The organism is Nocardioides sp. CCNWLW239, from assembly GCF_037137035.1.
Classification (GTDB): domain Bacteria; phylum Actinomycetota; class Actinomycetes; order Propionibacteriales; family Nocardioidaceae; genus Nocardioides.
Window position 1 is genome coordinate 648,837 of the sequence record NZ_JBBBNW010000001.1, and the last position, 12,243, is coordinate 661,079.

The 12,243-nt window shown below is 69.0% G+C and carries 9 protein-coding genes; 5 read left to right on the forward strand and 4 right to left on the reverse strand.

The window, feature by feature from the left end:
- Nucleotides 1–6: 6 nt before the first annotated feature.
- Nucleotides 7–1,524, reverse strand: coding sequence for an amidophosphoribosyltransferase (gene purF / locus WBG06_RS03210; protein WP_336735066.1), 1,518 nt, complete (start codon nucleotides 1,522–1,524; stop codon nucleotides 7–9).
- Between the two features lie 209 nt (nucleotides 1,525–1,733).
- Here purF and WBG06_RS03215 point away from each other — a divergent pair, with 209 nt between their 5' ends.
- The 3 genes from WBG06_RS03215 to WBG06_RS03225 all read left to right on the forward strand — a co-directional run bounded on the left by WBG06_RS03215 (nucleotide 1,734) and on the right by WBG06_RS03225 (nucleotide 7,476).
- The gene (locus WBG06_RS03215) at nucleotides 1,734–3,623 is read left to right on the forward strand and encodes a sensor histidine kinase (RefSeq protein ID WP_336735067.1); all 1,890 of its coding nucleotides are present in this window, start codon (nucleotides 1,734–1,736) and stop codon (nucleotides 3,621–3,623) included.
- Nucleotides 3,624–3,672: 49 nt separating this feature from the next.
- Nucleotides 3,673–5,517: a sensor histidine kinase gene (locus WBG06_RS03220; RefSeq protein ID WP_336735068.1), complete on the forward strand. Its 1,845-nt coding sequence runs from the start codon at nucleotides 3,673–3,675 to the stop codon at nucleotides 5,515–5,517.
- A gap of 210 nt (nucleotides 5,518–5,727) precedes the next feature.
- Nucleotides 5,728–7,476, forward strand: a complete 1,749-nt coding sequence (locus WBG06_RS03225; RefSeq protein WP_336735069.1) for a sensor histidine kinase — start codon at nucleotides 5,728–5,730, stop codon at nucleotides 7,474–7,476.
- 121 nt (nucleotides 7,477–7,597) lie between these two features.
- Here the strand turns inward: WBG06_RS03225 and WBG06_RS03230 are convergent, their stop codons facing one another.
- The 3 genes from WBG06_RS03230 to WBG06_RS03240 form a co-directional block, all read right to left on the reverse strand.
- Nucleotides 7,598–8,962 carry a dipeptidase gene (locus WBG06_RS03230; RefSeq protein ID WP_336735070.1) on the reverse strand — a complete coding sequence of 455 codons (1,365 nt, stop codon included), beginning with the start codon at nucleotides 8,960–8,962 and terminating at the stop codon, nucleotides 7,598–7,600.
- A 108-nt stretch (nucleotides 8,963–9,070) separates the two neighbouring features.
- Complete coding sequence (locus WBG06_RS03235; RefSeq protein WP_336735071.1) at nucleotides 9,071–9,838, reverse strand: hypothetical protein; 768 nt, start codon at nucleotides 9,836–9,838, stop codon at nucleotides 9,071–9,073.
- 430 nt (nucleotides 9,839–10,268) lie between these two features.
- Nucleotides 10,269–10,631, reverse strand: a complete 363-nt coding sequence (locus WBG06_RS03240; RefSeq protein WP_336735072.1) for a sterol carrier family protein — start codon at nucleotides 10,629–10,631, stop codon at nucleotides 10,269–10,271.
- 63 nt (nucleotides 10,632–10,694) lie between these two features.
- Here WBG06_RS03240 and WBG06_RS03245 point away from each other — a divergent pair, with 63 nt between their 5' ends.
- Nucleotides 10,695–11,423: a hypothetical protein gene (locus WBG06_RS03245; RefSeq protein WP_336735073.1), complete on the forward strand. Its 729-nt coding sequence runs from the start codon at nucleotides 10,695–10,697 to the stop codon at nucleotides 11,421–11,423.
- A 10-nt stretch (nucleotides 11,424–11,433) separates the two neighbouring features.
- Nucleotides 11,434–12,243 carry a serine hydrolase gene (locus WBG06_RS03250; RefSeq protein WP_336735074.1) on the forward strand — a complete coding sequence of 270 codons (810 nt, stop codon included), beginning with the start codon at nucleotides 11,434–11,436 and terminating at the stop codon, nucleotides 12,241–12,243.

Below are 12,243 nucleotides of genomic sequence, written 5' to 3' on the forward strand. Positions count from 1 at the left end.
CTCCGATCACGGGTTGTTCAGGACCGGAAGGGCTTTGCCCTCGGTCGGGGACTGCAGCGAGACCTCGAGGAGGTGCTTGCCGAGCATGCTCTGGTCGGGCAGCTCCACGGGGTATTCACCGGTGAAGCAGGCGGTGCACAGCGTCGAGGGGTCCTGGTCGGTCGCCGAGATCATCCCGTCGAGCGAGATGTAGCCCAGCGAGTCGGCGCCGACGGAGGCGGCGATCTCCTCGACGGAGAGACCGTTGGCGATCAGCTCGGCACGGGTGGCGAAGTCGATGCCGTAGAAGCACGGCCACTTGACCGGCGGCGACGAGATCCGTACGTGGACCTCCAGGGCGCCCGCCTCGCGGAGCATCCGCACCTGGGCGCGCTGGGTGTTGCCACGCACGATCGAGTCGTCGACCACGACGACCTTCTTGCCGCGGACCATGTGCTCGAGCACGTTGAGCTTCAGCCTGATACCGAGCTGGCGCAGGGTCTGCGAGGGCTGGATGAACGTGCGCCCGACGTAGCCGTTCTTCACGAAGGCCTGCCCGAACGGCAGACCGCTCTCCAGGGCGTAGCCGGTGGCCGCCGGGATCCCGGACTCGGGCACCGGGATGACCAGGTCGGCGTCGACCGGGAACTCGCGAGCCAGCTCTCGACCCATCTCGACGCGGGACTCGTGGACGTTGCGCCCGGCGATGTTGGCGTCGGGGCGGGCCAGGTAGACGTATTCGAAGACGCAGCCCTTGCGGTCGGCCTCGGCGAACCGCACCGAGCGCAACCCCGACTCGTCGATGATGATCATCTCGCCCGGCTCGACCTCGCGGACCACGCTCGCGCCGACGGTGGCCAGCGCGGCGTCCTCGGAGGCGATCACCCAGCCGCGGTCGAGGCGGCCGAGGACCAGCGGTCGGATCCCCTGCGGGTCACGTGCGGCGAACAGGGTGTCCTCGTTCATCCACACCAGCGAGAAGGCGCCGCGTACGTTCGGGAGGACCTCGAGCGCACGGGCCTCGAGCGAGGAGTCCGGGTGGTAGGCGAGCAGCTCGGTCAGCAGCGAGGTGTCGTTGGTCGACACCGGCGTGTGCTTGCCCTCGGCGTGCTCCGGCAGCGCCGCGACCTGCTCGCGCAGCTCGTGGCTGTTGATCAGGTTGCCGTTGTGGCCGAGCGCGACGGAACCGTCCGGCGTCGGCTTGAAGATCGGCTGGGCGTTCTCCCACACCGAGGCACCGGTGGTGGAGTAGCGGGCGTGGCCGATGGCCACGTGCCCCTTGAGCGACTCGAGGGTCGGCTCGTCGAAGACCTGGCTGACCAGGCCCATGTCCTTGTAGACCAGGATCTGGCGCCCGTTGCTGACCGCGATGCCTGCCGACTCCTGGCCACGGTGCTGCAGCGCGTACAGGCCGAAGTACGTCAGCTTCGCGACGTCCTCGCCCGGCGCCCACACACCGAAGACCCCGCAGTGGTCCTGGGGACCCTGGTCGTGGGGGTCGAGAGCGGCGGTGAGCCGGCCGTCGCCACCCTTGCGTCGGGACACGTGCCTACCTGAGCTGGTGAGGTTGACCACGGCATCGAGTGTAAGGGCCGACTCCGACGATCACCGAACCCTTGACAGTCCTGTCAGGCTGGTCGAAGCAGAGCCCGAGACGATATGACTGGTCACATGAACGTCTCGGAATCATGATTGTAAAGAACGATCCACGTCTGCCCTACCGCCCGGGACCGACATCCCGGATAATCGATCCGATGACTTCTCCAGCGCCCAAGCCCGCCGGCGGTCACCGACTCACGGTGCCACCGGGATTCGCGCCCCCACCGTTGGGCGGGAACCGCGCCAGAAGCGACCTCACCACGACGATGACGACGATCACGACCGATCTGGCCGAGATCGGCGGCCTGCTCACCCCCGGTGAGGACCTCTCCGACCTCCAGCTGATCGCCGACAGCCTGACCGCGCTGGCGGGCTTCGAGATGGCCACGATCAGCGTTGCGCGTGCCGACGGACATCTCCACATGGTGGTGGTCTCGGGCCAGGAGTCCGCCCGCGCCGACCTGCTCGGCATCGTCACCCCGATCGAGCAGCTCGAGGCCGAGCTCGCCCGGGCCGACGACTGGGGCATCTTCAAGTTCGTGCCCGCTGAGCGGTTGGACCCGTCCGCCGACGTCTACGGCTGGATCCCGACGATGAAGCCGATCGACGCGGCCGGCGCCTGGAACCCGCTCGACCTGCTGGTCGCGCCGCTGCGCGACGACGCCGGCAGGCTCCGCGGCACCTTGATCGTCGACATCCCGACCGACGGGCTGCGCCCCAACCCGGAGAAACGCGCCGTGCTCAGCCGCCACGCGGTGCAGGCGCAGCGCGCGATCCTGCTCGCCCTGGAGCGTGAGGAGCTCTCCGAGCAGGTACGCCTCGCCGAGGCCGCCCGCGACGTCATCCGCCGTGCCGGACGCGAGCTGGATCCCGACGAGATCCTCAACTCGCTGAGCACGGGGCTGGTCGACGTGCTCGACCTGACCGACTTCTGGTTGCACATGTCCAAGCCGGGCGGCCGCGGCATCCGCACCAAGGTCTACCGCGAGGACTTCAAGCTCCCGATCGGCGACCTGACCAGTCCCTACATGGTCGAATACGGGCAATATCTGTGGGACCAGCGCAGCATCACCGTGCAGACCCCCGACGGGGCCGAGCGGCTGCCCCACCCCGACCCGGAGGCGCAGCGGCTGATCACCGAGTGGATCCGCCACTACAAGGTCGGCTCCATCGTCGGCGTCCCGATCGGCTCCGGCCAGACGTGGTACGGCGCGATGCTTCTCGGCCGAGGTCCGGACAAGCCCCACTGGAGCGAGCTCGAGCTGATCACCGCCGCCGACCTCGGCCGCGACTTCGGCCGGGTGGTGCACAACTCCCGGGCCTACCTGCGCCAGAAGGCAGCGGTCGACTCGCTGCGCGAGCTCGAGGCCCACAAGAGCCGGCTGATCGCGACGGTCGCCCACGAGCTGAAGAACCCGCTCTCCGCGTTCCGGTGGAACATCGAGTCGCTGCCCTACGCGGAGTCCGAGGAGGAGTACGCCGAGGTGCTGACCGCGCTCACCCGCAACCGGGACCGCACCGAGAAGATCGTGGCCGACCTGGCGATGCTGTCGAAGGTCTCCGATCCCGACCACCTGCCGGCAACGGTGCCGATCCAGGTCGTCGGCGTGCTCGAGGAGGTCTACAGCCAGCTCAGCGCCGAGATGCCCACCAGCGACGCCCACGAGCTCGTCTTCGAGATGCCGTCCGAGGACGTCTACGTGACCCTGGCGCCGGGCGATCTGGACCGGGTGGTGATCAACCTGGTCACCAACGCGATCAAATACAGCCCCGAGGGCGGTCAGGTCATCGTGAGCACGCGCACCAGCCCGGGCTGGTTCGAGCTGCGGGTCACCGACCACGGCCTCGGGATCTCGCCGGAGGACCAGGACCGGCTCTTCACCGAGTTCTTCCGTTCGACCAACCCCACGGCGCTCAAGCAGCCGGGCACCGGGCTCGGTCTGACCATCGTGTCGCGGATCGTCAGCCGACGCGGCGGACTGATATCGGTCGACTCCACCCCTGGCGCAGGAAGCACATTCCGTGTGACGCTGCCCATTGTTTAACCTTACGCCCCGCTGACGGGGCTGCATTTTTCATCTCGGCGGAGAACTCATGACCAGTACGCCCTCAGAGGGTCCGGACGTGCCAGACGGCGCCTCCGAGGCGTACCCGACCCCGGATCCCGGTCTCCAGCTGATCGCCGAGGGGGTCACCGAGCTGGTCGGATTCGGCGCTGCCGTGATCAACATCCGCCGGGGCGACGAGTTCGAGATCGTCGCCGCCTACGGCGACGAGACCGGCCACACCGTCGACGGTGAGATGACCGTCGCCCAGATGCTCGGCACCCGGTTCCCGGTCTCGGTCGTCACCGACCTGCTGGACATGTCCGTCGACTGGGGCGATATCAAGTTCGTCCCGCACGAGAAGAACACCATCGGGGCCGCGGAGGGTTACTGGGTCCCCGACACCGACGAAGACATCATGAAGGACCCGCAGGACTGGCATCAGCTCGACGAGCTGCTGGCGCCGTTCTACGACGAGCACGGCGAGCTCGTCGGCGTACTCTCGATCGACCGCCCGACCAACGGCCGCCGCCCCGGCCGGCGGCAGCAGCGGATCCTCAACCGGTTCGCTCGCCAGGCCAGGCGAGCGGTGCTGCTGACCCTGCAGCGCGAATATCTCGAGGAGCGGGCCAACAACCTGCTCGAGGCACAGAACTTCCTGCGCGAGGCCAACTCCCAGCTCGGTCTCACCGGCGTTCTCGAGGCGACCCACGAGGCGATGAGCCGAGGTCTCGACGCCGACGGTCTCTACGTGCAGGCGGACGACGGCGAGGGCGGGTCGGTGGCGTACGTCTCTCCCGGCCTCGGCTGGAAGGTCACCGAGGCCAACATCGCGATCGGGCAGGCCTACCAGAGCAGTCGGCGGTGGAACGAGGGGCAGCACGCGATCGTCAACCGCGAGGTGCTCGACCAGATGCTGCTGAACGGCGACACCACCTTGAGGAGGAAGCTCGCGAAGATCGGCATCGAGTTCCTCGACGCCGTCAACGCCGACTCGCTCCTGGTCGTGCCGATCGGCGTCGAGACGACGGCGCTGGGCCACCTCGTGCTGGTGCGTGGCGCCGGCCGGCCACGCTGGACCGATGCCGAGGGTCGTCTCGCCATGGAGTTCGGCCGCGACTTCGGGCGCATCGTGCTCACCTCCAACGCCTACACCCAGGAGCGCGACCTCGCCCAGCGGCTCGCGACCGCGGACAAGGTCCACAGCCGGCTGATCGAGTCCGTCGCGCAGGAGCTGCACAACCCGCTGACCGCGCTCACCACCGGCATCGACGCGATACGTCACGAGGATCGCGGGTCACCGACCTGGTTCCAGCAGGTCGGCAATCTGATCAGCCGCTCCGACCAGCTGGTCGCGATGGTCGACGACCTGCTCCTGTTCTCCCGCTTCTCCGACCCGTCGTCGCGGCCCACCCTGACCTACGTCGATCTGGTGCCGCTGCTGCGCGAGATCCACGAGCAGAGGACCTACGAGTCCGACAAGCGCGGCATCGAGGTGAGCCTCGACGTCCCCGATCACAGCGTCCAGGTGCTCGGTGACCGCAGCGAGATCAAGGCGGCCGTCCTCCGGCTCGTCGACAACGCGCTCGTCTACACCCACCGTGGCGGCCACGTACGCCTCTACATCGTGGAGAGCGCGAGCGAGGCGGCGATCTCGGTGACCGACAACGGGGTCGGCATCCCGGCCGCCGAGCAGTCCCAGGTCCTCACCGAGTTCTACCGCGGCAGCAGCCAGGCGATCGGCGGCCGGAAGGGTGTCGGGCTCGGGCTCAGCATCGTCGACCGGGTGGCCCACCGCCACGACGGCCGGGTCACGCTGCGCTCGGAGACCGGCACCGGCACCCGCGTCTCGTTGGTGCTGCCGCTGGCCAACGACCTCATCTCGGTTGATTAACGGTACGTCACAATCTGGTCGAGACCGCGGCCTATGTCTGCACAGGTTCGGTGATTCATGCAACACTCCGTGGTGCCCCGGTCCTCAGGACTGCCACGCCGTAGCAACACCCGGCATGAACGACCTACCCGAGAGCAAGAAATGCCCCCACCACAGTCAGTCGGCGCCCTCGACGTGCACACGAGCACGCCGGGCAGGCAGTCGTCACCTGTGGCACCGTTGGCCGTCGATCCTGCTCTCCAGATGATCGCCGAGGGCATCTGCGAGCTGCTCGGCTTCGGCATCGCCGCGATCAACGTCACCCGCGGTGACGAGCTCGAGGTGGTCGCCGTCCACGGGTTCACCAGCGGCCTGAACGCCCACGGGCAGCGGGAGACGGCCGAGGAGATCCTCGGCACCCGGTGGGCTCTCCACGACCTGCGCGACAACCTGTCCCGCGGCGAGAACTGGGGCTCGTGGCGGTTCATCCCCCACGAGCGGGCGCACCTTCACGAGGGCAGCTGGGTCTCCACCAGCAACATGATCGACGCGGCCGACGCGTGGCATCCCCACGACATGCTGATCGCACCGATCTTCGGCGACGACGGCACCATCCAGGGCTGTCTCTCGGTGGACATGCCGATCAGCGGCCGCCGACCCGACTTCACCCAGCGCCGCGTGCTCAACCGGTTCGCGAAACGTGCACAGCGGGTGGTGCTCGGCTACCTCGAGCGCGAGCGGCTCTACGAGCGCGCCGCGAACCTCGAGACCGCGAAGGAGTTCCTGCGCGATGCCAGCTCCAAGCTCAGCCTCTCCGACGTGCTCGACGCCAGTCATGACGCACTGATCCGCGGTCTCGGAGCCGATGGGATCTGGATGGCGACCAAGGGCCCCGGCAGGCGGATGGTCGTGCACGCCACCCCGGGTCTCAGCTGGGATCCCGACCCGGCCCTGGCTGCGCTCACGGCCAAGAACACGTCCCACTACTGGGCCGAGGGCACCTACTCCATCCTGTCCCGCGACCGGATCTCCAGCTCCCCCGACTGGAACACCCAGGCCGTCGTCGTCGACGAGTTCTTCACGACCCTGGGAGCGGAGAGCGCCCTGGTGGTGCCGGTCGGTGCCGACCACGAGTGGCTGGGCCACATCGTGCTGCTCCGGTCGCCCGGGCGGCCCGCCTGGACCGATGCCGAGGGCCGGCTGGCGATGGAGCTGGGCCGCGACTTCGGCCGCATCGTGCTCACCGCCGACGCCTACACGCAGGAGCGCGACCTCGCCCGGCAGCTCGCCGAGGCCGATCGCGAACGCAACCGGCTGATCGAGGCCGTCGCCCGGGAGCTCAGGATCCCGGTGAACGCCCTCGGCACCTCGCTGAACGCGTTGAGCGCCGAGCAGCCCAACACCCTGCCGTGGATCGTCCAGGTCGAGACGCTCACCGTACGCAGCGCCCAGATCGAGGGGATCGTCAGCGACCTGCTGCTCCTCTCCCGGATCCGCGACCCAGCCAACGCCCCGGGAGAGACCACGATCGAGGTCTCCGAGATGCTCGACGACGTGCTCGACGAGCTCGATCCCGACGCCACCCACAAGGACATCGAGTGCGTCCTGACGACACCGACCGGACCTGCGTACGTCGTCGGTGACCCCCGCGAGCTGCGCGCTGCCTTCCTGCACGTGGTGAAGAACGCGTTGACCTACAGCTACCGGGGCTCCCGGGTGCAGGTGATGCTCTACAGCGCCGGCAGCGAGGTCACGATCATCGTCGCCGACGCCGGTGTCGGCATCGACTACGAGGAGCAGCAGCAGATCTACGCGCCGTTCTTCCGAGGCTCCAACTCCGCGCTCGGTGGTTCACGCGGAGCCGGGCTCGGCCTGACGCTGGTCGACCAGATCATCACCACGCGCCACCATGGGCTGGTCGAGCTCGACTCCCGCCCCGGCGAGGGCACCCGGGTGGCGCTGACGCTGCCTGGGGTCTAGGGGGTGGATGTTCACCGAGGTAACTCGGTGAGCGCGCACTGCCTTCGCGGAGCTCCACGAAGGCAGTGCTACTCGACCGAGGCGATGTCCTGAGCTTGTCGAAGGGTAACTCGGTGAACGGTCAGCGGTTGCCCAGCTTCTGCAGCAGCAGAGCCTCAGCGACGACGACCCGGCGGAACTCAGCCAGGTGGAGACCCTCGTTGGCGCCGTGGGCGCGGGTGTCGGGGTCCTCGACGCCCGTGACCAGGACACTGGCGTGCGGGAAGGCGTCGAGGAACTCCGCGATGAACGGGATCGAGCCGCCCACGCCCATGTCGATCGGGGCGGTGCCGTCCCAGGCCTCGGTGAACGCCGCGCGGGCGGCGTCGTAGGCGGGGCCGGTCGCGTCCAGGGCGATCGGCTCACCGGTGTCGACGACCTTGGTGGTCAGCTCGGCTCCCCACGGGACGTTCTTCTCCAGGTGCTTCTGCAGGGCGGCGACGGCGTTCTCACCGGAGTCGCCGGGCGCGATCCGGATGGTGACCTTGGCGCGCGCGCTCGGTGCCAGCGTGTTCGAGGCACCATCGACCTTGGGGGCGTCGAGACCGGTGATCGTGATCGCCGGCTGGGTCCACATCCGCTCGACGGCGCTGCCCTTGCCGACCCACTCGAGGCCGGCGATCGCCCCGGACTCGGCACGGAGCCGCTCCTCGGGGTAGTCGACGTCGGCCGCCGGGCCGGAGACGAGGCCCTCGACGGCCGGAGCGCCGTCCTCGTCCCAGAGGGTGTTGAGGAGGCGAACGAGCGCCATGATCGCGTCGGGGGCGAGGCCGCCCCACATGCCGGAGTGGACCGCGTGGCCGAGGGTGCGGAGCTCGACGTCGACCCGGATGAGACCGCGCAGCGACGTGGTCAGTGCCGGGACGCCGATGTCCCAGTTGCCGGAGTCGGCGATGACGATGACGTCGGCCCGCAGCTTGTCCTGGTATTTACCGAGCAGCTCGGGCAGGGTCGCGGAGGCCACCTCCTCCTCGCCCTCGATGAAGAGGCGCACCGTGACCGGGAGCTCGCCGTTCTCGTCGAGGCCGGCCAGCGCGCGGACCGCGCCGAGGTGGGCCGCGATCCCGGCCTTGTCGTCGGCCGCGCCGCGTCCGTAGAGACGGTCGCCGACCTCGGTCGGCTCGAACGGCGGGGTGTCCCAGTCGGCGTGGTCGTTCTCCGGCTGGACGTCGTGGTGGGCGTAGAGCAGCACCGTCGGGGCACCCTCGGGGCCCTTCCGCTCGCCGACGACTGCCGGCGGGGCGCCGTCGAAGGCCCGCACGATCTCCACGTCGAACCCCTCGGCGGCGAAGAGGTCGCGGGTCTTCTCCGCGCTCTTCTCGACCTCGCTCAGGCGCTCCGGGTCCGCGCTCACGGACTCGATCCGCACCAGGTCCTCCAGGTCCTTGCGGATCTGGGGGAAGAGGTCGTCTACCCGGGTCTTGATGTCTTCGGTGGAGTGGCTCATAGGGTGAGATTATCCGGGGGCCTCAGCGCCGGGGTAGTCCGGGAGCGAACTGCCTATTACTGGCCGGTATCTAGGCAGTTCGCTCCCGGACTACCCCGACGGCGCCCATCATCCCGCCCGCTTCCCCAGGAAGCGGTCCCGCTGTACGTCGTTCAGGGCACGACGCTGTTCGACGGTGTGGGTGGGGGTCCACCAGCGAGGAGGCTCGATCGTCCAGCGGCGGTCGGGTGCGGGGATCCGGCGGGCACGAGATCTGGCCTCCAGGGTGCGGCGGAGGAAACCGCTCGGGTCGCCGATGTCGCGCGACACCATCGTGACGTACTCGAGGCCAGCCGCCCGGAACAGGCCCTCGCGACTGATGTCGGCAGCCCGGCGCTTGCCTTCCAGATGGAGCTTTCCGTCGTACTCGCCCACGACGCCGGCTTCGAGATCGAGTACGTCGGGAGTCCCGATGTGCCGACCGTCTAGGTCGAAGACCGGGCGGTTGCACACCAGTTCGGTGAGCCCGAGGTCGATCCGCCACAGGAGTCGTAGGTCGACCTCCCGCGGCGACCAGACGTTCTCGTCGGCAAGAACGAGCGCTTCCCGAGCCATCCCGACCCCGGTCCAGCCGTTCAGCGTCGAGATGTACGCCGCCGCTTCGATCAGACTGACCTGATCGCTAGCCATCGCCAGGTCGAGCCACCGCACCGACTCACGCACGTCCGGCGAGTGCCGCATCTCGAACACGATCGATCTGGCGGGACTCGTGACCGGGATCCCGTCGATCCAGCAACGCTCCTGCGGCGGCATCCGCTCTGCGGAGATCGCCAGACCAGGTTGGGCGAGAATCTTGTGACCGTACGTCGCCAAGGTCACCGGCCTGGACTCGCCCATCTCCGCGAACCACGTGGCACCGGCCCAGGCGTATGCCGCCCATCCGGTCACAGCGCCCGTGTTGGGCAGAAGGACCGCAGCTTCTATCACCCGCTGCTGTGCGTCGGACGAGTTGACGGTCGTGGGGACGTACAGTCCACGCCACACCCGCCTCCATCTGCGGCCGCGGCTCTGCCTGGTCGTGGGCCCAGTCCTCCCCGTGGGGTCGAGGGCCACCGGCATCACCACCTGCGGCCGGTCCTCCGACCACGGATTCGGCTCGAAGTGCGGTCTACGTTTCGCCATGCCACCAGCGTGCGCCCACACCGGGACCGACCGCATTCCGATTCCGGTGACCTGTGGATAACCCACCGGTCACCGGGGTAGTCCGGGAGCGAACTGCCTATTACTGGCCGGTATATAGGCAGTTCGCTCCCGGACTACCCCGGCACTACCCGTCCAGGGGCAGGTACGCCGACAGGTCGGTGCGTTCTCCCGAGGCCCTGACTCGGGCCCCGTCGACGGCATCGGCCCAGGTCATCGCCCCGGTGGCGAGAGCGATCCAGGTGGCCGCGTCGGTCTCGATCACCGCCGGCGGGGTGCCCCGGGTGTGCCGGACGCCTTCGATGCACTGCACCGCGGCGTACGGGGGGACACGCACCTCGACGCTCTTGCCCGGCGCACGCTCCTCGAGCACGGCGAGGAAGTGCTTCGTGAGAAGCCGCAGGTCGGCCTTGGCCGGGGGTTCGGAACGTACGCGATCCAGGGCGGCGGCCACGTCGGCGGCGGCCGCGGGCTTGAGTCGGGCTGGCACGTCGTCAGCCTATCTGCGGCAGTCGGCCACGGTGACCGCGCGCGACCACTACGCTCCGGTGACGTGAGACTGGAGAGACTCGAGTCGGCGATGGTGCTGGACACCGCCGAGACGCTGCACGGACGGATCGCGGCGCGCTTCCCCGACCGCGGCCTGGTGAAGGTCGCCGAGGAGCTGATCGACCTGATCAGGGAGTCCTCCGGCGCCGGTGACCGGCTCCGCAAGCGGCTGCTGTGGACGCGCGCGGTCTCACGCGTGCTGATCCTGGTCGTCCTCGCGCTCGCGCTGGGCGCCATCATCTGGGCCCTCGCGACGGCCTTCGGCGACAAGACGCTCACCGGCGTCCAGTGGCTGCCGCTGATGGAGAGCACGGTCAACGACCTCATCTTCGCCGCGGTCGCGATCTTCTTCCTCTACACGATCCCGGAGCGGCTGCTGCGGTCGCGGGCACTGAGGCTGCTGCACCGGCTGCGCTCGCTCGCCCACATCATCGACATGCACCAGCTGACCAAGGATCCCGAGCGGTTGCGCACGGGGTTCACGCCGACCTCGGCCAGCGTCCGGCTCACCCTCGACGCCGACCAGCTGATCCACTACCTGGACTACTGCTCCGAGCTGCTCAGCCTGGTCGGGAAGACTGCCGCGCTCTGCGCCGAGGAGTCCCAGGACAACGTCGTGCTCGCCACGGTCAGCACCGTCGAGAGTCTCACCGTCGACCTCTCGCGCAAGATCTGGCAGAAGATCCAGGTCGTCGGCGAGCTGCGCGAGGACCAGTCCTCGGCCCCGGTCTAGGCCGGCCGCGATGAGCTCGTCGACGGAATGGTCCGTCCTCGCGGTCGAGATCGGCTCCGGCGAGGTGCTCCTCGAGACCGCGCCGGACCTGCTGCTGCCGACGGCCAGCGTCGGGAAGCTGTTCCTGCTGCACCATCTCGCTGAGCTGCTCGACGACGATCCGTCGCTGGCGCGGCGGATGCTGCGCAAGGACAGCGTTGCCCCGGTGGCCGACAGCGGGCTGTGGCAGCACCTCGACGCTCCCGCGCTGACCGTGGCCGACTGCGCCCGGCTGGTCGGTGCGGTCTCGGACAACCTGGCCACCAACGTGCTCCTCGACCACGTCGGTCTCGCTCCGGTCCAGGCGGTTGCGGCACGGTCGGCGCCGGGCGGGTCGATGCTGAACGACGTCGTCCGGGACGTACGAGCGCCCGAGGACCCGCCGATGCTCTCCATCGGCTGTGCCGCCGACTGGGTCCACTACTTCCGTACGCCGCACCCGACCGTCCTGTCCTGGCTGGCCCCGTCCACGGACCTGTCGATGGTCTCTTCCGCTTTCGGCCTGGACCCGCTGGCACACGCCGAGCCGGTCCCTGCCGGTCCGGCGGATGCCCTGCAGGTGTGGAGCAAGACCGGCACCGACGACGGCGTCCGCGCCGAGGTCGGGCTGCTCGAGGTCGATGGCCGGCGGGCTGCGTACGCGGTCATCTGTCGTTTCGAGGGTGAGGTGGTCCCGGTGCTGAGGCGGATGCGAGAGTACGGCACGCTGCTCCTCGACGCGTTGCGCGACGGCGGATCAGGGCTGGAAGCGTACGATCCAGGTCCCGGTCCGGCACGGTAG